Raw genomic sequence first — 22,634 nt, 5'->3', positions numbered from 1 at the left:
ACTGCGATGAAAAGAATCATTCATAACCGAAAGTTAAGTGATTGGACAATTCTATTTGTGTTCAGTCTCTGTTTATCAACATCACTTTTAGCCGCCCCAACAGATTATCTGCATGGCGATCGCAATTTAAATAGCGGAGAAGATACTCTAAGAGACCGTGCAATAAGTTTGGTTAAGGAACATATGGATGATTTGAAGAATATAAATGCGCGGAAGTTTGACTTTAAAACGAGTTTTACTATGCCAAATCCCACAGTTCCTTGCGACTATTGTGTTCAAGAGAAAGGAATTAAGCTCGATGATTATGTGGTGGATGTTACAGAGCGGTATTCAAAATTTGATTTTGAATATGAGCTAACAGATTCTTACGATGAGATAAATGTAGTAACCAATCAAAAAGGCGACTATATGGTGAACCTGAATGTTAAAAAGACAGTTAAGGGACTTTTAGAGGCTGATAATACGATCAATAAGAAGAGAAGCAAAACGACCTACCTTGTTTATATAATCTCTTTAAATTATAATAAAGATGTTTATGGTATTTCTTCGCTTATCGCAAAAAGGCCTCCCGGCGTGAATGTATGGATGGCCGAGATAAATCCAAATTTAAGAATCTCAAACCCCGATTTTGGAAGTCAGGAAGTGTATTCGCCAAATTCCTCTTATGCCTTTCTCACTAAAATGGGAGTGGTGAAGTATTTTAATCCGTTTGGTGGCGTAAATGCCGCAAATATTTGGTTTAAAGCCGGGCTTAGAGTTAATTTGATTAACAGCAAGTTGCAATCAGACTTTGCTGATTTTTCTACGCAAGGGGTTGAATTAGATGGGGATACAGACGCCAATCCGCACAATATCGATGTGAAGTATAATTTCACTGATGTTGTTGAAAAACAAACTGCCATCCTTTTAGAAATCCCTATTGGCTTCTCTAAGCGCATCAAGTTGAGTAGTACCACCGAACTTTCACTAGAGGCAGAAATTAGCTATTCATTCCCCATTTACAGAAAAGTTTCGGGCGACTATATGTTAGACCAGCTCGGAACCAATCATTTATTTAATAAAGACGTGCAATCAGAAAGTGGAGGCAGCCCTGTAATATATGGAAACTCACCTCAGATGGTGCTAACTGCTAATGGGGAGTTGATCGAATTTTTCAGAAGCCGACGCCAGGATACGGAAATAGACGATTCAAATGGAGATGGATATTTTACTATTTCACTCCGTCCCACGTTCATGATCAGAAAATATGAAGCTTTAAAATATAATATTGGCTTAAATATAGGTTACTCCATAATTGGTAATGAAACCTACAGTATTGATCAATCTTATTTTAACGCTTCTCAAGATAAACCGGTTAAACCGCTGCACGACCTTGATGAAGCTTCAGGGCATATTTATGGGGGAATTGTTTTTGGCGTAAAATTTTAGATATGAAAAGTTTAAACTACTATATAATTTTGCTGATTTTGCTTACTGCAACAAGGCAGGGAGTGGCACAAGATGTATTGGATAAGCCATATGCCTATAGCGAATTACAGTACGATGTAATTAATCAGCGCTATTATTATGAGGGCAATCCTTATGCGAGTTACACCTTGATTTCGGATAAAAAAGCAAATAAAAACCGGAAATGGAATGTGATAACCACACAGTCTGAAACCCCCATTTTAGATAAGCCAAATGGTACGAAAACCACTACTGTAGGTTTCTCAACTTTCTTTTATGTGAGAAAAGTAGATGGTGATTTTTTGGAAGTTACAGCCAATCTATCAGGAAAATCGCTCGGCTGGTGTCATAAGGACAATCTCATTTTGTGGAATAATCCTTTGGTTGACAATACTACAGGGATTGAGTTGAAAGCATTTATGGTCAATAATTTTATTGGCGTAGAGAATTTAAAATTAATTAGAGCGAATAAAGAGTTTTATCAAGTTTATGATGGGCCGGGAAAAGACGCCAAAGCATTAGCACCCAGACTCATTTATGATGTCTTCTTTGTGTTTAAATACATCAACACATCTGGCGAAAGGGGCAAAGGAAGATTTCTCGTAAGTCAGTACTACGATCTCAACGATAATTCTCCACTACTGGGGTGGGTAGATGAAGGAAGAACTGAAATTTGGAAGACGGCTCTATGCCTGGAACCAAATTTTGATAAACCTGCCCTCGAAGAAAGAGCTCAAAAAGATATAATTGCAACTGTTTTTACGAGTGATTTTGGTGGAGTAGACCAGGTTGAAAAATACCGTACAACCGGAGCACGTGGAAGCGCATTGGTAGGTGGACCACTTAGAGATCCCGCTTTGGGTAACTATGAGTTACATCCCAGAATGGACGGTGAAATTTTTAGATATCCGGTGTTTAATGGCGTGAGATATCCCGACAATTCGAAAATATTTACAGCAGTTACCGGTAAAACAAATTTGGGAAACAGTGGAGTTGTGGAAGGGTTTGATGATGCGGTTTACACCCAAATTAGCAAGAAAAGCAAGGAGCTGGCCGAAAACATGAAATTTAAGAATGTGGTTTTTTTGCTCGATGGAAGCGATGGCACCAAACGGTATTTGGATGTTGTGATTGATTTTTTGAATAAAGCTTATGAAAGCAATGTCGCCAGTGGAATTAATACCACTAAATACGGAGCCGTTCTTTACAAAAATGAATTTCCGGACAATACAATAGATGCGAATCCGGAATCTGAATTTTGCCGAATTTATGATTTAAGTACCAATGCCAAAGAACTTGCCAAAAATCTCGGTGAGTACCCAATTGGCGAGGCAGGTTTTAAAACAGAGGGCGAAGCCGTTTACTATGCCATGAAAAAGGCTATTCTAATGCTCACTCCAAACCAATCTAATGTCATTGTGCATATCGGTAATGCGCCTGACAATTCATCGGTTGACCCTTGGTTTAAATCACAAAAACCCGAAACAATGCTTAGCCCAATTGATTTGGGAGACATTTTGAAAAATAATGAAATCGATTTGAATTATATCAATTTCATTGGCTATTCAAAAGAGGTTAGTGCTGGAACCAGAAAGCTATTTTATGAAAATCAATGCGATGAAATTCTTCCTGAACTTGCCACTTCACAGGCCAATAAATACTTCGGTATTGAGTTCGTTATCAGCAACACTCAACCAGAAACCCCGGTGCTTTCTAAAACGACAATAAATGGCGCTAAGGTAGCCAGAATGAATAAAAGCGCTTTCCAAATAAAATCCTATTTTCTGGATGATTACAATGAAAATCTGGTAAGCAATTACATGGCTTTGGAATTAGATTCTTGCGAATTGAAGACAAAAGAATTCCTTTCAAATTTAAAAGAGATTGTAGAAGATGAGTCGGCGTTAAATGATCGGGCAAGTGATTTTAAAATTCCGGTGCTTTCGTTAATTATCGATGAATTGATTAAAAATGATGTAAACAATGAGGAGTTTTTAAATGATTTCAGAGAGTGGTGTGCGGCAGAGAAGGTTCAGCTTTTTATCAAATCAAATACGTATTATAAATCTGATAAACTGAAGTATCCCTTGTTTAAATACGTGCTATTTATGCATGAAGATAAGCTTTCGTCTCGCCTCGCAGATCTTAGAAAACTCACTGGCGAATTCAGAAATGAAACGCAGGCCAATGTGCAGGAAAGTCTGGGGAAGTATTGGAGCAGCCTGGCACAAACAGTACTGGGAGGCGATAAGAAATATGAAAATATAACGATCGAAGAATTGAGAAAGCGCCTGCTGGGAATTGAAAACATGAACCTAATGCTGCCAAATGATTTGGAGCAATTTGGCGGATTGACTGTAGGTGATATCATGAGTAAAAAGAAACTAAGTGATGTGCAAATTGATCAGTTAATGAAGTATTTTAAAACCGCGTATACCAACTTACAAAATATCTACAATGGTGATGTTTATTACCAAATTGAAGGAACGAATTCAAAATTTTACTGGGTACCATTAGAATACGTATTTGGTTAATCCACTTTTTATGCAAAATGATGCTGCATTTTTTTTTAAAAATATTCAATTTGGCTACGACAGCAAAGTCATATTGAATATTCCTGACCTACTCATTCCGCGAGCGGGAATGGTCTTTATTATAGGGCCGTCGGGGATTGGAAAAAGTACGCTGCTAGAAAGCATAGGTTTGATGAGTAATACATTTAAAAATTTTGATGATTCCAGTTCTGAATTTTCTATTTTAAATGAAAATTTCAATCCCGAATATCTTTGGAAGAGAGATGAAAATAAGCTTACATCGATCAGAGAAAAACTCTTTAGTTTTATTTTTCAAACGACCAATCTGATGTCAAATTTCTCTGTTCTTGAGAATATTTTGATGGCGGCTAATTTCACACCCGACGAGCAAAATAAAATTGAGTCAGAGGTAAAACTCCTATTAAAAAAGATGAGTTTACCCGATGATATTCTGGATAGGTCGCCGCAGGAAATATCGGGTGGACAGAAACAGCGAGTAGCATTTGTGAGAGCCCTTGTAGGCCAATTTTCGATTCTACTGGCAGATGAACCAACTGGAAATCTGGATATCGAAAACTCAAAAGCGCTTTTCGGAATTCTCAGTGATCATATAAAAGAGAAAAACAAAGTGGCCGTGATTGTTACCCATCACTCTGAGTTAGCTCATGAATATGGGAATATGATTATTGAGATTCTTCCAACGAAAAATGGATACGCTACTACGCGCGTTCTGAAAAAAGAAGCATTCACTTTTAAGGAAGGAGTTAAATCATGAAACCTGAGCGCTCCTTATTTTTTAAGTTTAAACATCCGAAGGAAAGGATTTTCCATAGGCGAGAATACAATTCTGTAAAAGGTAAGAAGAGTGGAATTCTTGTCATGCTAACGGTACTCCTTTTCTTTTCGTTGTTTTCTGTGGTTTTGGGCAAGGCCGGATTAGACTACCTGAATTATAAAATGAACGACCCATTTATTAAATGGTTTAATATTCCGGTTTCAAATCATAGCTATAGACATAACTATGCCGAAATAAAGAAATTTTTTGATGAGAATGCGGCGAGCCATGAATTCTCATTTTCAAAAAGTACCGGGTCTTATAGGGCTCTCTGGAAGTTTTATAGAAGCGAAGGCGGAGGAACGATATTGGCATTTGTCCAAAGTTTTAACTTTTGGGAAGATAAAGATTTGATAAACAGCATTTGTGAGGAAGATAATTTAATCTACGATTTCGGAGATGTCAAAAACCTGACCCCGGAAAAACTACAGGATGGTGTGATAATAAGTATCAATCTGGTTAAAGATTTAGAATGTGATATTGCCGATTTAAAGACTAACAAAATAATGATTCAGGATGGCGACAACCTACCGCTTACCGTTCTTGCAGTTGTAAAATCTTTGCCGAACAGATCGCAGGTTTTTGCCGAAAACAGACTTGTAGTTACGCTAAATAATTATGGCGAAAGCAATGTCTCTGGCTCTTCTTCTTTCGAAAGTAATGAACTCTCAGTGTACGTAAAAGTAAATGATAATGAAGCTCGCGTAAAAACAGAGATATCAGCACTCTTAAAAAGTGAATTCGGACTGACTTATGGAGACGAGCGCGCAGCGAAGCCTGATTTGAACCTTCTATCACAAAACAAGGTGATGACCTTTTATGACCTTTCCGAGAACTTAGATTTAAGTGCCCGGCGAAGAATTAGTACAAAATTGGCAGAAGATTTATACCCGTACAATGCTGCACTGATGTATGACCATTCTCTGCTTATTCCTCACGAATCTATGGTATATGGCGACCCTGAGAGTAAGGATTACTCTACCGGAAACATGTTTGATATTCTCTCTTTTAAAATAGAAGATCTTTCAGCTATTTCTCCTTTTCAGGATGTGGTTCTGGAGAAGTATAAAATGGAGTTGGATCTCAGTCAAGTAGAAGCAAAAGAGAATTTTGGAGTGGTATCTTTTATGTCCATTTTTCTTATTTTGAGTTTAGTGTTTTTTGCCGGATTCGCGATTCTGATTTATCTTTTCAACCTGATGAAAAGTCACCTTGAGAAAATAAGTATGAATCTGGGAACTTTTCTGGCTTTTGGAATGCCCAAAGAATTTCTTTACAAAGGATATTTGAGAATAATTTTCAGACTTATTGCGAGTGCAACTTTGCTTTCGTTGGTTTTTTTGACGGGAATAATTCTTGCGATTCGCTTGACTATGTATGCACTCCACTTGCCTGAATTTTTAGGCTATATGGAAGTTTTTACCAATATATGGCTCTGGTTGGCCATTGCCGTTTTCGGCGGTGTTTCTTTTGTGTTGTTTAGAAACCTCTTAAAATCTTTCCTTTCATGCCCGCCCGGCGACTTAATTTACAATAGATCATGAGCGCGAATTACATATTTATACGAAACCTATTCGCAACCTGTTGTATGTTGATTTTCCTCGTATTCGGCTGGGGTTGTGGACTTGAGGATTCAAGTGGAAAGGATGAGTCTTTGAAGGATGTTAAGAACGAGAGCGTTATCACTTCAATAGAAAACATTGAGAAAGATACCTTAACAGAAGATGTCATTCAAAATTCGGAAACCAAAAAGGAAGTAGAGAAACTAAAGTCAGAAAGAGTAGAAAAGCTCAAAGATAAAGTGAGTAAATCATCATATAAAGGTTTTAGCGACAGCGATATTAAAATTGAATTACAAAGGAATTTAGAAAGCTATAAGGAATCTTGTGATTCGACATTATATAATCGAATTACTGATCAAATGGCTTACGACGCCGTTTTGTCGTTTTTTAAAGAACGTGAATCTGCTTTTAGCAGAGCTTATTTTAAAGATTTACAACGTGCCCACAGGGATTGCAAAAAATAAAAAATAGCAGCATAACATGATAAAAAAGTTTCATTTTCTAATTCTAATACTGGGCAATCTCTTGTGCTCTTATTCGTATGCCGTGGCGCAGCCCGAGAATGAAACCTATGGTCATTTAATTCAGGCAAATAGTTTGTTTCACGATGGGAAATATGAAGAGGCACTGATAAATTACCAGGTGGTTATTGAAAATCAGCCTTCAAACAATTACGTTTTGGAGCAGATTAGAAGGGCTGAAGAAGAGTTGCTCTATACCGAGATTACTGATGAAACAAATACAGATGAGAACTGCCGAAAATACATTAGCAAATATGGCGAAGAGGGGAAGTATATATTAAATGTAAAAAATATTTTGAGTCAGAATTTATTGTCGGAGGCATATAAATACTACCAAAATAAGGAGATAAATAGTCTGGAGAACACCTATAAAGAATACCTCAGCTTATTGGGTTCGGTAAAATCTAATGAAATGAAGCAGTGGCTTTATTCGCTTTGTATTGAAATGGCAACTGAAGAGATTAGAAAAAAAGAATGGATGAGTTCAAAAGTGCTTTTTGAAAGAAGTCTAAAATATTCTTCTACAGATTTAGAATTTAGTGAAGCTCAGAAAGGAATTGAACGGGCATCTAAAAAAATAAAATAATAATTGTGCTTAATTTAATACTATAGCCATGTTAAACCCATTGAATACGAAAATTTTCTGCCTGTTGATCGGGTTTATGCCTTTTTTTAATACAGTAACTAACAGATTCGAATTAAGAAACGAGTCCAATGACAATATTTACGCCAATCCAGAACAAATTAGCACTGCTGCGTACAGTGATTTTACAGTATTAGATTGTACACAGTCCGAAAGGCAAATTGTATATTCTTCAGAATATGCTAACCCGATCGCTACCACAAGTGCTCCAATTATTTCGGGCAAGGCGGTCTACCTAAAATCGGTCGATTCTCAGGGAGATACAACTCAAATTAATCTTTCTACAAAGAGTATAACTCTTATATTAGATCAGGACATGGAAACGCCCGGATTTCTCGTGTTTAATAAACGCGGAAAATCTTTCTGCTCTATTAATATGGGCTTATTGGATTTTCCAGATCATTTTAGCTATCGCTGCTTAACCAAAGATCGAAAAATTATTACTGCCGGTTATCTTAAATCGAACCCCATAGTGGCACATGAACCAGTAAGAAAACTAGTAAATGATAATATCAATAAGGAAGATATTGACTTAGTTTTAAGTGATAATATCGTTGTAGAATGCTATAAAACAAGCAATTGGATTGGTTCATCATACACCGTAAATGTAAAAGTTTCTCCGCTGGAACTGGACTATTACAGAGACGATATTATTGCCATGCTTAATGAGGGCTACGCTAAAATGGATAACTCAAAAAAGTTGCAAGAGGCAACTGCTGATGAGGACGATTCAGCAGATACGAAAAACATAAGCAGTGATGGCGATGAGGCGATAGTAATTAATACAAATGAAAACGAAAAAGAAGAAACACCAGAAAGTGAAACTCCCATTTTAGCGGATGAAAGTGTTCAAGAAGCTATTGACGAGTCAGAGTCTGAAAGTGAACCTGAAATAAGTGTAGCCGTTCCGGTAATTGAAGAAACCACCAGCAACGAGGAAAATAACAGGAACCTGGGTGCCCGAAATGTGCCTAAACTCGATGACACGATCACTCCCGAAGAAAAAGAAGCCATTCAGCGTGAAGCTGAAGATAAGCTATACCGCTTGCAAGACTGCTTTGTAATGCTCGTGAACAGAAACTTTACGGCTCAGCAAAAACAAAGAGAAAGAGAGACAACCGTGCAAGATTTATTTATCAATGAGCGTGCAAATGTAGGTGTGTCATCTGTAAATTCTGATGTGATAGCAAACTATTTAATTGGTGACTATCTTCTACGGCTTGAACGCATGATTACCGGAGCATATCAGAAAGTTGAAATCGTGTTTTCTGAAATTCACAAGGTTTCTAATTTCAAACGCAACCCTGATGGAACGTGGTCTGCAACTGTAACATTTAGCCAGCAATTTAAAGGCTTTGGCGACCTAGATGGTAAGCAATTGAGCTACAGCGATATTACTCAAAAGAATGTAACAGTTATAATAAGAAGAGTAGAACTTTTTACCGGCGACTCAACTCCTGAGGTTTATTGGGAGGTTCTGCTTTCAGATATAGGTGTGAACCAAACACAACCCTTTTAACCAAAAAATGACGTTACACAAAATGAAAAAGATCATTATCTATATTGGTATTGTTTTGATCGCATCTGGATTTATCCCGAAAAATCTTTATGCCCAAGATAATTTTACTGAGGCAGTTCAAACTCATGTAAATCATATAGAGGAGTTTATTGATCGGTTTAATTTTGATGAAGAGTCACAATTCTATAAATATGTTCAAATTACTTATCCAAGAGAAAAGGTGGATAGGAAGAGAGTGCTAAATGCGCTGTTTAATAAACGCAAAACTACTTTATCTCTCGACTCGGTCAGGGAAAATTTTGTGGAAGACGTTTCAGATTCAGAAAGGCCAGTGCATATTGATATCTACGATGCCCTCTGGTATGCAACTGTTCCTGCACAAGTTACTGTTGATAGCATACCAATTGATATGACGATTACACTCGAAATTCAGATGAATAGCGATTACTCCATAGAATGGTCAATTGTGGGAATCAAATCAAAATCGCTTGAAAAGATGGAATCTCATGACAAATTTTACATTTCGGCGAGCAGCCACGCCACGTATTTCCCAGAGCTTTATTCAGCATTGTCATCTTCAACCCTTTTTCAGAGCGTAGTGTCCGATAGTCAAAAAGAATCTAATACAGACAAATACCTCAATTTAATTGCCGGGAAAACTGTTACGGATGTGATAATAAAGACAGGAATAACGTACCATTTCCTTCAAATTTCCGGGTGGATTATGAAAGTGGAATATGTTCCGCAAGATTATAGCTTAAACACAGGATGGTTAATCTCTGAAGTAAAAGCTGTGGATTCATTTCTTGAAAAAAGACTTTACCAAAAGCAAGTATTGGGGATCAATAATACGAATTAGGAAAAAAAGCTATAGAATAATCACATAAAACCTCAAGATATGAACCGTCTTTCAAATAAATTGTGGATATCACTGAGTACTGCCCTCTTTGCTTTTCAGCTTTGCTCATCTGAACTACTGGCTCAGCCAAATGCTAAAAAAGATACCATTGCTGACTACGAGATTCCGTATATTGTAGGTGAGGCACAGGAATTAACCGTAAGATTAATAGGCGATTTAAATAGCCTGCACGCCAATATACCTGAAGACGCGAAAAGCACTGTTTACAATTACATTTACGACGCTTTTGAAGAAAAAGAAAATGCACGTGTTATATCAGATATGGATTATTCGCGACCATTAAGCTATCTCCAAAATAGAAATCCGATATCTATTAGTAAGTATGCTTTAAACTACGAAGTCGATCCGTCTATTAATCAAATTCTGATTCCGGTCGAATCGTTTAAATTCACTTTTCCTGAGAACACCGGATATCATCAGTATGAGCTTTATGGCGCCTATGAGCAGTACTTTGTAAATGTAGAAGGCGATACGCTTAAAACGGAGCCATTCATAAAACTGGCAAGTTTTGTCGCTACCCGCGATTCCATTACTCAACGGTTTGATTTAAAGATGCGCTCTGTCGTTTTTTTAGATACTGAAAGGCAGCCTGATTTTATGCTGAAAGAAGAGCTTGCAGTATTGAGCCAGAAATACTTTGAATGGAAAAAAAGCGGTAGCTCAATGGATAATATGGAAATGATGAGCGATGAGGCATTTCAAGAAACGCTGCGAAGAGCCAAAGAAAAACGTGATAGTAAAGAAGCTCTGTTATTTTCTATTTTGGAAAAATACGATATGGCAAAAATGCGCCACGACGTTGTTGGGTCGGCTGAAGAATTTGCTAAAGCGGAAAAACTACAGCGGAACAATCCGATTCTTCTAGAATATAAGGCTAGTTTAAGTGAAGATCTGACCAAAAAAATTGAAGAAAACTATGAGCGTGCTGCAAATGCTTTCATCACGTGGAACTATGATGAAGCTTCAAAAATAGCTGCAGAAAACGAGAAAGCAATTGGCTTTTGGACAGATCTCAATAGTCGGAAATATGATAATTCGAGACAAATAAAAGATCAGCAGACTGAAATAATTGAAGCGCAAAACAGCTGGAATGACAGTCAGAGAAAGGTGGATAATGAGCTTTTCAGACAGCATTTTAAAGATGAGCTTTTGCGCGATGTGAATTCTGTAACATGCACAAGTTCAGATAAAAACGAAGATTTGGCTAAGAAATATTATTTTCTGGGACAAATAGCCTTGGTGCAAAACGAGCCGGGACTTAACTATTTTCAGAAGGCAATAGATTGCCGATCAGAATTTGCCTTGCCTAAATTAAAGTTGATTGAATCTGGCACAGGTGGCGGCGATGTAGTGCTGGGCTACCTGGCCGATTTGATTTATTTTGAACCAAAAAACCCAAACTACTTTGTGATGCGCAGTGGGCAGTACTTGAAAAATAACGAAGCTGACAAGGCTGAAAAAGATATTCTTGAGGCACTGAGCTATGATCCAAATAATCAAAAAGCACTTCTAAGGCTGGCCGAGATACAAATCAGAAATCAGGCTTATACGCTTGCCTTACGGAACTTAGATAATCTACTGTATTTGGATAGTCTTCCGCAAGCATCAATCCTGGCTGCTTATGCAAGTCTTGAAAGAAATGGAGAGAACAATCCCGATGCCCGAAAGTATGTAAAGAATTACTCCAATAAATCATTAGATAATACCTCGAAAAATATGTTAGATAGCCTTATAACCCTCTATCAGGGCAGGGCCATTCATAATAGAAATACGACAATGCTAGATTATGAAGCTGCCAAAAGCTATGAAAAAATGTTTGTCATGGCCGGCCATATTCCAGAGTACTATGCTGAATGGGGCATGGCTGCCAGATGTTATTATGATATGGGCAATGAAAAAAATAATTTTGATCGGGCTCTTGTTTTTGCTAACGCGGCCATAAACCAGTCTGGAGAGAAAAGCACGAATGGATATTTGGTAAAAGGACTGGTAAGCAGAGCGCAGCATAATTATGGAGAATCGAAAGAAAGCCTTTATAGCTTGCTCAAAATTCAGGATAATTATAACGCAAACTATGAACTGGGAGAAACCTTTTATGCCGAAGATCGAGAAATTGTGTCTGCCAGAATTTATTATGAGAATGCGCTTGAGAGGCTGGGGAAAAGAAAGGATAAGGAAATGATTTATTCTGTAAATAAACGCATTGGACAGTGTTTCAGAAAAGAAGGCAAGTACAAATTATCAGAAGACCAACTAAAAAAGGCTATAAGGGTGTATCCGAAAAAGGGAGAAGGATACTATGAGATGGGTCTTACTTATTTGGCAAATCCTAAAAAAGTTAAGCAATCTTTTAAGTATTTTGACGAAGCCCTTTCTAAGGGGTATGATGACTATGCAGTATTTAGCTCAACTGCGCTTGCATACTATAAACTTGAGGATTATAAAAAAGCAAAGAAGGAATTTCAACAACTGAGATTTAAATATGAAAAATCAATATCGGAAGAAGATTTATTGAACGAAGCGAGAACATTTATTGCCTTAAATGAATTAAAGGAGGCGTCTTCAAATTTGAACTTGGTCGTTTCGCGAAACAATGAGTTTGTGGGCACCTCAGAACACAATTATCTTCAGGGTTTAATAAATCTTAAAAAAGCACGTGAAACGGGAATGAGCTCGGGGGTGATAGAAAGTACCTTAACCAATGCAAAATCTAATTTTGAGGAGGCCGTTAAACTTGATATTACCAATCCAGATCCTTACTTCGGTTTGAGCATGGCAGAGTTCAATTTGAATCACAAGGAGTCGTCTTTAGCAAATCTGACGAAAGCAATCTCTTTGAGAGTAGATTATGAGCAATTTGAAAATGAACCTAGATTTAAAAATTACTTCAAGTCAAAAGACGTTCAAAAGAAACTGAAAGCATACAAAAAGCAGAAATAATTAATCTCACTCGGCACTGCGATGTAATACGGGTGTTTCTGTTTACTCAAATTTCGCCAGATTATCTAAAAACCCTGCGGTGATTAGAACATAAGGCAGCACATCTAAGCCGCCACCGATAACTTTCACCCCCAGAGTGGGTTGTTTTACCATTTTGATAGATTGGTCCCAAGCCAGAAGGTGAGGAGCTGCAAGCGAGCCGCTGAAACTCCAGAAGTCTGCTTTGTCAGCCTCGGCGATGGTTGTTGCTAATTCAGAAGCCAATCCGTACATGTAAGATATGGCCATGCCTGCCGAGCCAACCCGAGTGGAAAGAAGTTCTATACCAACATCTGCCGACAGTTTTATTGTAGAATAAAGTTTACCGAATAAACTTGCCCACTTAGATTGATTGTGGTTGTATTGGATAACTCCTTTACGAACTATGTCCAGCTCCTTTTTAATATTGGTGGTTCTCACAGATACTATGGTGAGGTATTTGTGATAGTTAGGCAAGCAGTTTCTGCCTTGTTTAGAAATTCTAGTCAGGTCGTCTTTAACTTCCTGAGTAATTGTTTTCTTGGCTTCTCTGAATATTTGCATATCCATGTCAATATTTTTTAATCCATCGCAATTTCCAAGACTAAACACCTGGGTAAACAATCCGGCTTTTTCTAGCGTAACTTTTGTAGCGAGATAGATTGCTTTTGACGTAATATATTTTGACAGAATGCCTTGATGCTGCTGAGTGTTAATGTTGGCTATGGTTATTGATTTCATTGCGGTAGTGGTTTGGTTAGAGTAACTTGAGAAAAAGGCGGAGAGCTATAAATTTTCCCAGTTAGTACTTTGAATATTTCTTAAAGCTATGGGTTTTAAGTTTCCTCTGCGATGCTCATATTGTGAACCACCTCCCAAATATCGATTAGAATCAGCAACCAAACCTCGATTGATGAAATAGCCGTCATCCGCAAACTTGAGAACAGCTTCTACACTTTCTATAGGAATTCCTAAGTACATACTTGCGTTTCTGGCATTATAATATTCATCTTTCGTATAATTTGAATCTGATTTGAATACACCATTTTTAAAAATTTTATCTATATTCTTTCTAGCTGTGTAGTGATAATAGTAAATCATTTTTGTAAGTTTTTGGTTAGAAAAAGGAAAGGTCGCGCTCCTTCGCGCGCGAACTTATGTAAATGGTTGCTTACACCGGCCACTCATTTTCATGAACTTCAGCACCGAGTTGTATTTCTTTTGCCGAAAGGGTAAACCTTGTGGTCATTGGGTTTCCTCCTACTGAGTCAAAGCTCTCGGCATAGTCAATTACATACGCTGTTTTGAAAGTCATTTCTTTCATTTTGGCGTCTTCATCGCGCTTCTTAAAAATGATGTTTCCATCTACGTTTTTGAATTGTGCGATCATTAAATCCCACAGTGAGGTATCTTCTGTAGATTCAATTTCAAAATTAATCGTTCCACCTTTTACTTCTGATGAAGGACGGCCGGTAGGATCTACATCTCTGTGTAGTGAATAGCTGCAGTGTAGCAGTCTGTAAGTTTTTCCGTCAATGGTAAGGTCAGCTCTAAATGCCATAATAATTTGATTTTAGTTAGTAATTTATTTGTATTAATTTTTTGATGAAACAAATATACGGTGTAGTGCTAGCTCAATAGTGTTCAAATACAGCAGATTGGGGTTTTAGGGGATTAACGACAGTTTTGAAGTCATGAAGTGCGTTTATATTCTAAATGATAATTAAGTAGGTCTTTTTATAATAACGAGATCTCTAGTTTTGGTGCAATACGAATCCATAAGTTGAATAGGTCCCGTGGTAAAAAAACACAGCTATCATTCAAGAAAAAAATGCCACTCATACTTTAGCTGGATACCTCGGTTCAATTGGTGCGACCGCATACAGTATCGAAAGGACTTTCTGCATCATAATTTACTACAAACATGCTACACCTTACCGGGTCGGAGTTTGTGCTAAATATCATTCGATTTGCAGCAGCTAAGCTACAGCGGCAAATTATCGACAAATTTTCTAAGGTGTTTTCGACAATCGCAGAAACATCTATTTCGCAAGAATCAATAAATGAGGTGGTTACGGGTTGCTGATTTTAAGCCGGGTGTCCCAGGACACCCAAATCAGGTATCCAGTCGGTCGTTTCGCTCCTCGGGGTATCGACCCCGAGGGAATCTGGTTGCGGTTGTTTAAAGGGTTGTTTAAATGGTTGTTTAAAGGCCACGAATGCACGAATGATTTTTGATCTAAATTCTTTTTACCGCTCCTCGGGGTATCGACCCCGAGGGAGAATCTGGTTGCGGTTGTTTAAAGGGTTGTTTAAAGGCCACGAATGCACGAATGATTTTTGATCTAAATCCTTTATACCGCTCCTCGGGGTATCGACCCCGAGGGAGAATCTGGTTGCGGTTGTTTAAAGGATTGTTTAAATGGTTGTTTAAAGGCCACGAATGCACGAATGATTTTTGATCTAAATCCTTTTTACCGCTCCTCGGGGTATCGACCTCGAGGGTGTTTGTTTTGTTCAAATTCGATAACCGGAACGTTGCAATTGAAATTCCGAATGACTCCTCACATCTGCATCTTGCACCATAACCGCACGAAGTCGTTGCAATAAAGCGAAGTGGTTCCAAAACATTATTGGCTTGGTGACTTGTGCGACCGCTTACAGGGTCGAGAGGACTTTCTGTTTCATAATTTACTACAAACATGCGACACCGAACCGGGTCGGAGTTTGTGCTTCGATCCGTTAGTGCTAAGTTCTCACTTTGAGAAAGTTTATGGTAAATACTATACCAGCTTCCGCAAAAGCGTATTCATAGAAACTTTCTCGCCTATGATTCTTGTAAGATCTGAAATTGCTACGCGCTCTTGGGTCATCGTATCGCGTTCGCGAATGGTTACCATATTATCTTCGAGTGTTTCATGATCTACAGTAATGCAATACGGCGTTCCGATTGCATCCTGACGGCGGTACCGCTTCCCAATACTGTCTTTCTCATCGTATTGACAATTGAAATCAAACTTTAGCATGTCCATTATCTCATGCGCCTTTTCGGGAAGACCGTCGCGCTTGATAAGCGGAAGTACTGTAGCCTTAACTGGCGCAAGCGCATGTGGAATTTTCAGAACAAGTCTGTTCGATCCATCTTCCAGCTCTTCTTCTACATAAGCTGCTGTTAGCGTAGCCAGAAACAAACGATCGAGCCCGATGGAGGTTTCTACAACGTAAGGTACGTAGCTCTCCTTATCTTCAGGATCAAAATACTGCAATTTTTTGCCGCTGTGCTTTTCGTGCGCTTTCAAGTCAAAATCGGTACGCGAGTGAATCCCTTCAAGCTCCTTAAAGCCCATAGGGAAATCGAATTCAATATCGCAGGCAGCATTGGCATAGTGAGCCAACTTTACGTGATCGTGAAAACGGTAATTTTCATCGCCGAGTCCAAGCGCCTTGTGCCATTTGATACGCGCTTCTTTCCATTTTTCATACCACTCAAGTTCGGTACCGGGTTTTACGAAAAACTGCATTTCCATTTGTTCAAATTCGCGCATTCGGAAAATAAACTGGCGTGCAATAATCTCATTTCTAAATGCTTTACCCGTTTGAGCAATTCCAAATGGAATTTTCATACGGCTGCTTTTTTGCACGTTGAGGAAATTCACAAAAATACCTTGGGCTGTTTCCGGGCGAAGGTAGATAATGCTCGATTCGCCAGCGACCGAGCCTAGTTCCGTTTTAAACATCAGGTTGAACTGGCGTACATCGGTCCAGTTTTTCGATCCCGTTTCTGGATCTGCAATACCCAAATCTTCAATAAGTTCTTTTACAGCAGTCAGGTCATCTTTGTCCATGGCAGCTTTGTAGCGGTCATTTATGTCGTCAATCTTTTCCTGGTTGCGCAGCACATTGGGGTTCGTAGCTCTAAACTGAATTTCGTCAAAGTCATCGCCAAAGCGTTTTACTGCTTTATCGATGTCTTTCCTTATTTTTACTTCATACTTTTCTGCATGCTCTTCAATAAGCACATCGGCGCGGTACCTTTTCTTGCTGTCTTTATTGTCGATTAACGGATCATTAAACGCATCAACGTGTCCGGAAGCCTTCCAGGTAGTGGGATGCATAAAAATGGCGGAATCGAGACCAACAATGTTTTCATTTAGCTTTACCATCGCTGCCCACCAGTAGGCGCGTAGGTTGTTTTTGAGCTCTACACCATAAGGAGCATAGTCGTAAGTGGCGCTGAGACCGTCGTAAATATCGCTTGACGGATACACAAATCCGTACTCTTTTGAGTGTCCAATTATCTTTTTAAGCAGGTCGTCCTGTGGCTTCATAATAGTTGTTTTCATTTGCCGAAAGGCTAAACCACAGCATTTAAAACTGAGATAACCTTGCGGGATCGCGGCGGCAAAAATACACTAATTAGGGTTAACTAAAAATGTAGAAATGGAATACGATGCTTATCTTGATTATCTTTGCAGAATGGTAGAAATAGACAATACATTAGTTTCGGACGACGTTTTTTCAAAACGTTTTCTATGCGATCTTTCGGCATGCAAAGGTGCTTGTTGCGTAGAAGGAGATAGCGGGGCTCCGCTTGAGTTTGAAGAGATTGCAATTCTGGAAGAAATTCTGGACGAAGTGAAGCCTTATATGCGCCAGGAAGGAATTGACCGTGTGGAAGAAACGGGTGTTTTTACTATTGACACCGACGGTGAATATGTAACGCCTTTAGTAGATGATGCCGAATGTGCTTTTGTACAATTCGACAACAATGGTATAGCCAAATGCACAATTGAAATGGCGCATCGCGATGGGAAGATTGATTTCCCAAAACCTATTTCCTGTCATTTATATCCTATTCGGATTAATAAGTTGAAAGATTTTACGGCAGTTAATTATAATTATTGGCCAGTTTGCGATCCTGCACGCGTATGTGGAGCCAAGCTGGATGTAAAGGTTTTTAAGTTTTTGAAAGAACCGATTATTAGAAAGTTTGGAGCGGAGTATTTTGAGAAGATGGAAGCGGCGGATGAGCATATCAATAGTATTAAGTAAAGGGTATTGAGTATTGTGTAGACTCGTCGATTTATCGCGAGGCAACATAAATTCAAAGTTTCATCTCGAGGTTAAGGTTTTCGACGCTCCTAAAAACCCCCCTTCTAAAAATCTATTTTTTCGCAGTGAACGTAGTTTTTAAACGAGATTCCTTATCATTGGCGTTGTAAGCTTACAAAGTCTTTGAATTGTAAGCTCTCGCAACCCGATTAATGAGTAGAAATAATAAAATAGCACTACTTTTCTTTAGCAGAAATGCGAAAGAAGAAAGCCGGAAAAAAACCTGGTTTGCATCAGCAAATCGTCAGGGAAATACCGCTGTTGCAAGCGCTCTAATTGATCAGTCGAGCGATTTTCTCAAAAACGCCGGGCTTCCAGTATTTCATTTTCACGAAGGCAACCAACGCGGCAAAAATTTTGGCGAACGCTTTGCTAATGCCTACCAAGATGTTTTTGATCGCGGGTATTCGGGTGTAATTGCCATTGGCAACGACTCCCCCGAAATTGTGAATATCGACTTGCAAAAAGTGAGTCGGGATCTCCTTTCGGGAAAAACGGTGCTTGGCGCTTCTATTCGCGGCGGCACCTATCTGATAGGCCTTACGCGCGAATCATTCGATAAGTCAGAATTTCAGAATCTTCCCTGGCAATCGGGTCGATTATTTTCGGCTTTGCGCGAATTGATCGGGAAAGATCAATCGCCAAACATTCTTGAAACGCTGCGGGATATCAATTCACTCAACGATCTGAAGATTTTACTGAAAGATTGTAGTTTCCAATATGTTTTCAAACATCTTATTTCTTTACTAAAATCGCATTCTAACCGGTTTTATAGAATAATGAATGAATCAACCCCCGATTCATTTTTGCTTACCAATTCCCGTTTTCGCGGTCCGCCCACTGTAGGCCTTGCCTTTGCATAGGCAATTGAGCTAACCAGCCAAAATCAAACATTTTAGTTTACCCCTTTTTTAAATTTAAATGAACAGTATAAAGCTGTGTCTGCAACTTGCATTCATTGGGTTATTGTGGTCTTCATGCGTTAATGAATCCACAGTGCCGGAAACCGACATTCTACACGATTCCTGGTCAGAAATTGAGAAAAAAGCCGAAGGCTCAACAGTTGCATTTATGATGTGGCAGGGCAGCCCCGTGCTAAATGAGTACATCAATAATTATCTGGTTCCTACCTTAAAAGAAAAGTACGATATCCGTTTGGAAATCAGCGGTGGACAAGGTCCTGAAATTGTGAAACTTGTGATGGGCGAAAAGCAGGCTAACGTCGATGATGGACAGGTAGATATGGTTTGGATAAACGGCGAAACGTTTTTCCAACTGCGAAAAATTGACGGACTCTGGGGGCCATTTGTAGAGAAACTACCAAGTTCAGAATATGTCAACTTCGATAATAAATTTATTAGCGTAGATTTTCAGCAGCCCATAGAATACATGGAAGCACCGTGGGGAATGGGGCAGTTTGCGCTGGTGTACGATACGGCGAGAACGGCTGTGCCACCGCGAAATCTTACTGAACTCGAAACTTACATCAAGGCGAATCCCGGCTCTTTTACCATTTCAAACGATTTTTCTGGAATGACTTTGCTCAAGGTTTTTATGGCCGAGCTTGGTGGTTCGCCAGGGAGTTTAGATGGTCCTTTCGATCAGGTTAAATACGACAAGCTTTCAAAACAACTTTGGGATTTCATCAATAGTAATAAGCGGTATTTCTGGAAAAAAGGAACCAATTTCCCGAAAGAGCATACCAAAATGGATCAGATGTTTGCAACAGGTGAGCTCGGTCTTATCTACGGATTTAGCGAAGGTGGGGTAGAAAGCAAAGTTGAGCAGGGATTGTATCCAAAATCGACTCGCGCTTATGTTTGGGATAACGGAACTGTATTAAACTCCAATTTTCTTGGAATCCCTTATAACTCCGGAAACAAAGCAGGTGCAATGGTCGCCATCAACTTTATGATGTCGCCGGAAGGGCAGTACAACCGAAAAGTTATCAGTGGACGCGAGTCTCGAACGATTTTGGATATGGATCTCTTGCCGGAAGAGTGGAAGCAGAAATTTGAAAATGTGCCCAAGCGAAAATATTCGCCAGACCAGGAAGTGATGGCGCAAAAAGCCATTCAGGAGCCTGCGCCAGAATACATGATTAATCTTTTCGAAGATTTTAGAACCGAAGTGATTGAAAAATAAGTTGGTAAATATTGGTTTGCTCTTTTTTGTGCTGATCGGCGTAGTGCCTTTCTGTGCAGCATTTATTTATGCCCTGCTTTACAGTTTTGGCATGGTTGGCGTTTTGAATACTGGCTTCACCCTTGCCTTTTGGAAATCGGTTTTTGCATCGGGAGAAGTGCTGGGTTCATTTGGTTATAGCGCTGTTGTTGCTGCAATTTCTGTTTTGCTTTCGGTGAGTATTGCTATGTGGGTAGCACTCAAATTTACCCGCGAACTCAATAAGCGATTTCTGTCTTTTATCATCTATTTGCCCCTTGCCATTCCGGGAATTGTGGCGGCATTTTTCACATTTCAGCTCTTTTCAAAAGCGGGTTTTTTCTCGCGAATAGCCTATAGTTTTGGATGGATTACCAAAGTGCGATTCTTTCCTGATCTGGTTAACGACCAATTGTCCATTGGCATTATGCTCACATTTATCACGGTGGTTATGCCGTTTTTTGTGCTGCTTTTTTTGAATGTCTATAAAAACGAACGGGTTGAAGAATTGTCCAAACTTGCCTTTTCGCTTGGCGCGAATAGTTCGCAGGTTACCTGGAAAGTGACAATTCCGATTATCCTTCGCAAAACATGGACGCTGATTGCGCTTTATTTTATTTTTCTACTCGGTGCTTACGAAGTGCCTTTAATTCTCGGACAGGAATCGCCGCAAATGCTTTCGGTGCTCATAATCCGCGAATTGAATCAGTACGATCTCTCCAAAATTTCTGAAGGCTACGTAGTGGCCGTTATTTACACCATTGTGGTTTCGCTTGCCGCCATCGCTCTTTTCTCACGGAAAAAAATGACGCTCAATGAAATTTAGCTGGAAGCCTTTCATATTGACTCTTTTGGTCGTGCTCATCGTATTTCCGTTTGCGTATATGGTTTTGCTCTCGATGGCTTCAGAATGGCGGTTTCCCGATGTGTTGCCAAACTATTTTGGCTTGCGAAATTGGACGCAAATTTTCTCGTCAGAAACGGGTTTGATTTCAAGTTTTGTCTTGTCGATAGTAATCTCTCTTTCAGTCGCATTTACATCAACACTTTCCGGGTTTTTAATTAGCCGCTCGGTTTCTTACCATCCGCGAAAGCGCCTTTTTACACTCCTTACCTACTTTCCATATATTCTGGCTCCGGTTGTTTTTGCTGCTTGTTTAAGCTATTTCTTTCTAATGACTGGTCTTTTTGGAAGTGCTACAGGTGTGATCGTCGCACAGTTTATGATCGCTTTTCCATACGCCTTGATATTCTTTAGCAGTTTTTGGAATGAACGCATTCGTCAGTATGAAGAATTGACGGCGACTTTGGGCGGAAACCGCAGGCAGACTTTCTTAAAAGTGCTGCTACCACTCGCAAAAGGAATGTTGCTCATCTGCTTTTTTCAAACATTTTTGATTTCGTGGTTCGAGTACGGACTTACGTCGATAATTGGTGTGGGAAAGGTGCAAACGCTGACGATCAAAGTGTTCTTATTCATTAAAGAAGCCAATTTTTATTACGGCGCATTGAGCTGCTGCCTGCTGATTTTTCCGCCGGTATTGCTGCTTTACATCAATAAAAGATATGTTTTTAACAAACTGATATAGTGTTTTTAGAAGTCAAAAATATCGTGAAAAGCTTCCATAACGAAGCGGTGGTGAGAGATTTAAATTTCTCGCTCGATGCCCATAAAACGCTAAGCATTTTGGGAAAATCGGGATGTGGAAAAACCACCATGCTCAAGATTGTTGCCGGTCTTGAAAATGCCGATGCGGGAACGATTAGCCTTGGCGGCAAAAATATTGACAATGTAAAACCAGGCAAGCGAAATGTGGTGTATCTCTATCAGGAAGATTTGCTTTTTCCGCATCTCAATATTTTTGAGAATATCGCTTTTGGCTTGCGCATCAAGAAATTTCCTGAAAAGGAAATCGTGGAAAAAGTAAATGCGATGGTTGAAAGCCTAGAGCTAAATGGCCAGGAAACCAAGATGCCGCACCAACTCTCTGGCGGACAGCGGCAGCGGGTTTCGTTTGGTCGAGCGATCATTACCAGCCCTTCGCTACTACTTCTCGACGAGCCATTTGGGAGTTTAGATGCGGGAACGCGGCAGCGCATGCAGGAGTTTTTTAAGAGCCTTACGGCGAAATATCAAATCACTTCACTTTTTGTAACCCACGATTTGAAAGAAGCCATTTTGATGGGCGACGAGATTGCCTTTATGCAGAGTGGAAGACTAAAGGTGTATAAGGACAAAACTGATTTTATCAATGATCCGGTGACGGGCGTACAAAATGAAATTGGGTTTTGGGAGAATTTGATTCCGGGGAAAGTGGAACGTGAAACACTGCGAAAGTGATGGAAAAATTGAATATAGAAACCGGGCGAGACGCCCGACGACCTTTTGGGGGTGCGTATGTAAAAGATAGTCCCTCGCGAG

The 22,634-nt window shown here is 39.3% G+C and carries 20 protein-coding genes; 16 read left to right on the top strand and 4 right to left on the bottom strand.

Annotated features, from left to right (window positions below; genetic code table 11):
• The first annotated feature begins 6 nt into the window (after window positions 1-6).
• Genes G3O08_RS08600 through G3O08_RS08560 form a run of 9 tightly spaced genes read left to right on the top strand, consistent with a single transcriptional unit; the run spans window position 7 to window position 12,919 of the window.
• Window positions 7-1,428 (top strand): hypothetical protein, encoded by a 1,422-nt coding sequence (locus G3O08_RS08600; protein WP_163284908.1) that lies wholly within the window; start codon window positions 7-9, stop codon window positions 1,426-1,428.
• A gap of 2 nt (window positions 1,429-1,430) precedes the next feature.
• Window positions 1,431-3,980, top strand: coding sequence for a hypothetical protein (locus G3O08_RS08595; protein ID WP_163284906.1), 2,550 nt, complete (start codon window positions 1,431-1,433; stop codon window positions 3,978-3,980).
• A 10-nt stretch (window positions 3,981-3,990) separates the two neighbouring features.
• Complete coding sequence (locus G3O08_RS08590) at window positions 3,991-4,755, top strand: ATP-binding cassette domain-containing protein (RefSeq protein WP_163284904.1); 765 nt, start codon at window positions 3,991-3,993, stop codon at window positions 4,753-4,755.
• The gene (locus G3O08_RS08585) at window positions 4,752-6,359 is read left to right on the top strand and encodes a hypothetical protein (protein ID WP_163284902.1); all 1,608 of its coding nucleotides are present in this window, start codon (window positions 4,752-4,754) and stop codon (window positions 6,357-6,359) included. The genes G3O08_RS08590 and G3O08_RS08585 overlap by 4 nt, the downstream gene beginning before the upstream one ends.
• A 44-nt stretch (window positions 6,360-6,403) precedes the next feature.
• On the top strand, window positions 6,404-6,841 hold the full coding sequence (locus tag G3O08_RS08580) for a hypothetical protein (protein WP_163284900.1): 438 nt from the start codon (window positions 6,404-6,406) through the stop codon (window positions 6,839-6,841).
• A gap of 16 nt (window positions 6,842-6,857) precedes the next feature.
• Window positions 6,858-7,484, top strand: a complete 627-nt coding sequence (locus G3O08_RS08575) for a hypothetical protein (protein WP_163284898.1) — start codon at window positions 6,858-6,860, stop codon at window positions 7,482-7,484.
• Between the two features lie 40 nt (window positions 7,485-7,524).
• Window positions 7,525-9,060 (top strand): hypothetical protein, encoded by a 1,536-nt coding sequence (locus G3O08_RS08570; RefSeq protein ID WP_163284896.1) that lies wholly within the window; start codon window positions 7,525-7,527, stop codon window positions 9,058-9,060.
• Window positions 9,061-9,082: 22 nt separating this feature from the next.
• Window positions 9,083-9,919 (top strand): hypothetical protein, encoded by an 837-nt coding sequence (locus G3O08_RS08565; protein ID WP_163284894.1) that lies wholly within the window; start codon window positions 9,083-9,085, stop codon window positions 9,917-9,919.
• A 39-nt stretch (window positions 9,920-9,958) separates the two neighbouring features.
• Window positions 9,959-12,919 (top strand): tetratricopeptide repeat protein, encoded by a 2,961-nt coding sequence (locus tag G3O08_RS08560; RefSeq protein WP_163284892.1) that lies wholly within the window; start codon window positions 9,959-9,961, stop codon window positions 12,917-12,919.
• A 42-nt stretch (window positions 12,920-12,961) separates the two neighbouring features.
• On the opposite strand, the gene G3O08_RS08555 is transcribed toward G3O08_RS08560, so the two are convergent.
• The 3 genes from G3O08_RS08555 to tssD form a co-directional block, all read right to left on the bottom strand.
• Complete coding sequence (locus G3O08_RS08555) at window positions 12,962-13,678, bottom strand: hypothetical protein (protein ID WP_163284890.1); 717 nt, start codon at window positions 13,676-13,678, stop codon at window positions 12,962-12,964.
• A gap of 45 nt (window positions 13,679-13,723) precedes the next feature.
• Entirely contained in the window at window positions 13,724-14,038 is a 315-nt protein-coding gene (locus G3O08_RS08550) for a hypothetical protein (RefSeq protein ID WP_163284888.1), read from the bottom strand.
• Between the two features lie 70 nt (window positions 14,039-14,108).
• On the bottom strand, window positions 14,109-14,498 hold the full coding sequence (gene tssD, locus G3O08_RS08545; protein ID WP_163284886.1) for a type VI secretion system tube protein TssD: 390 nt from the start codon (window positions 14,496-14,498) through the stop codon (window positions 14,109-14,111).
• 363 nt (window positions 14,499-14,861) lie between these two features.
• Between tssD and G3O08_RS08540 the strand changes: the two genes are divergently transcribed.
• Window positions 14,862-15,023 carry a hypothetical protein gene (locus tag G3O08_RS08540; protein WP_163284884.1) on the top strand — a complete coding sequence of 54 codons (162 nt, stop codon included), beginning with the start codon at window positions 14,862-14,864 and terminating at the stop codon, window positions 15,021-15,023.
• Window positions 15,024-15,720: 697 nt separating this feature from the next.
• Here the strand turns inward: G3O08_RS08540 and G3O08_RS08535 are convergent.
• Window positions 15,721-17,265, bottom strand: coding sequence for a glycine--tRNA ligase (locus G3O08_RS08535; protein WP_163284980.1), 1,545 nt, complete (start codon window positions 17,263-17,265; stop codon window positions 15,721-15,723).
• Window positions 17,266-17,413: 148 nt separating this feature from the next.
• On the opposite strand from G3O08_RS08535, the gene G3O08_RS08530 reads away from it, so the two are divergent.
• From G3O08_RS08530 to G3O08_RS08505, 6 genes are all read left to right on the top strand, one after another.
• On the top strand, window positions 17,414-17,989 hold the full coding sequence (locus G3O08_RS08530) for a DUF3109 family protein (protein ID WP_163284978.1): 576 nt from the start codon (window positions 17,414-17,416) through the stop codon (window positions 17,987-17,989).
• Between the two features lie 212 nt (window positions 17,990-18,201).
• Entirely contained in the window at window positions 18,202-18,912 is a 711-nt protein-coding gene (locus G3O08_RS08525) for a TIGR04282 family arsenosugar biosynthesis glycosyltransferase (RefSeq protein WP_163284882.1), read from the top strand.
• A gap of 58 nt (window positions 18,913-18,970) precedes the next feature.
• Window positions 18,971-20,194: an ABC transporter substrate-binding protein gene (locus G3O08_RS08520; protein WP_163284880.1), complete on the top strand. Its 1,224-nt coding sequence runs from the start codon at window positions 18,971-18,973 to the stop codon at window positions 20,192-20,194.
• A complete protein-coding gene (locus G3O08_RS08515; RefSeq protein ID WP_163284878.1) occupies window positions 20,184-21,038 on the top strand; it encodes an ABC transporter permease in 855 nt (284 codons plus the stop codon). Before G3O08_RS08520 ends, G3O08_RS08515 begins: the two co-directional genes overlap by 11 nt.
• Window positions 21,028-21,801: an ABC transporter permease gene (locus tag G3O08_RS08510; RefSeq protein WP_163284876.1), complete on the top strand. Its 774-nt coding sequence runs from the start codon at window positions 21,028-21,030 to the stop codon at window positions 21,799-21,801. Before G3O08_RS08515 ends, G3O08_RS08510 begins: the two co-directional genes overlap by 11 nt.
• Before the next feature lie 23 nt (window positions 21,802-21,824).
• Window positions 21,825-22,553, top strand: coding sequence for an ABC transporter ATP-binding protein (locus tag G3O08_RS08505; protein ID WP_317164048.1), 729 nt, complete (start codon window positions 21,825-21,827; stop codon window positions 22,551-22,553).
• Window positions 22,554-22,634: the final 81 nt, after the last annotated feature.

The organism is Cryomorpha ignava (genome assembly GCF_010686655.1).
In the GTDB taxonomy this organism is placed as follows: domain Bacteria; phylum Bacteroidota; class Bacteroidia; order Flavobacteriales_D; family Cryomorphaceae; genus Cryomorpha; species Cryomorpha ignava.
The sequence above is the reverse complement of the archived record's forward strand: the minus strand, read 5'-3'. Positions and strand labels throughout refer to the sequence as shown.

Excerpts from the sequence above, each read along its gene's own strand:
- G3O08_RS08600 (WP_163284908.1), top strand. The coding sequence starts at position 7 with ATGAAAAGAATCATTCATAACCGAAAGTTAAGTGATTGGACAATTCTA.
- G3O08_RS08595 (WP_163284906.1), top strand. The coding sequence starts at position 1,431 with ATGAAAAGTTTAAACTACTATATAATTTTGCTGATTTTGCTTACTGCA.
- G3O08_RS08590 (WP_163284904.1), top strand. The coding sequence starts at position 3,991 with ATGCAAAATGATGCTGCATTTTTTTTTAAAAATATTCAATTTGGCTAC.
- G3O08_RS08585 (WP_163284902.1), top strand. The coding sequence starts at position 4,752 with ATGAAACCTGAGCGCTCCTTATTTTTTAAGTTTAAACATCCGAAGGAA.
- G3O08_RS08580 (WP_163284900.1), top strand. The coding sequence starts at position 6,404 with ATGTTGATTTTCCTCGTATTCGGCTGGGGTTGTGGACTTGAGGATTCA.
- G3O08_RS08575 (WP_163284898.1), top strand. The coding sequence starts at position 6,858 with ATGATAAAAAAGTTTCATTTTCTAATTCTAATACTGGGCAATCTCTTG.
- G3O08_RS08565 (WP_163284894.1), top strand. The coding sequence starts at position 9,083 with ATGAAAAAGATCATTATCTATATTGGTATTGTTTTGATCGCATCTGGA.
- G3O08_RS08560 (WP_163284892.1), top strand. The coding sequence starts at position 9,959 with ATGAACCGTCTTTCAAATAAATTGTGGATATCACTGAGTACTGCCCTC.
- G3O08_RS08555 (WP_163284890.1), bottom strand. The coding sequence starts at position 13,678 with ATGAAATCAATAACCATAGCCAACATTAACACTCAGCAGCATCAAGGC.
- G3O08_RS08550 (WP_163284888.1), bottom strand. The coding sequence starts at position 14,038 with ATGATTTACTATTATCACTACACAGCTAGAAAGAATATAGATAAAATT.
- tssD (WP_163284886.1), bottom strand. The coding sequence starts at position 14,498 with ATGGCATTTAGAGCTGACCTTACCATTGACGGAAAAACTTACAGACTG.
- G3O08_RS08540 (WP_163284884.1), top strand. The coding sequence starts at position 14,862 with ATGCTACACCTTACCGGGTCGGAGTTTGTGCTAAATATCATTCGATTT.
- G3O08_RS08535 (WP_163284980.1), bottom strand. The coding sequence starts at position 17,265 with ATGAAGCCACAGGACGACCTGCTTAAAAAGATAATTGGACACTCAAAA.
- G3O08_RS08530 (WP_163284978.1), top strand. The coding sequence starts at position 17,414 with ATGGTAGAAATAGACAATACATTAGTTTCGGACGACGTTTTTTCAAAA.
- G3O08_RS08525 (WP_163284882.1), top strand. The coding sequence starts at position 18,202 with ATGAGTAGAAATAATAAAATAGCACTACTTTTCTTTAGCAGAAATGCG.
- G3O08_RS08520 (WP_163284880.1), top strand. The coding sequence starts at position 18,971 with ATGAACAGTATAAAGCTGTGTCTGCAACTTGCATTCATTGGGTTATTG.
- G3O08_RS08510 (WP_163284876.1), top strand. The coding sequence starts at position 21,028 with ATGAAATTTAGCTGGAAGCCTTTCATATTGACTCTTTTGGTCGTGCTC.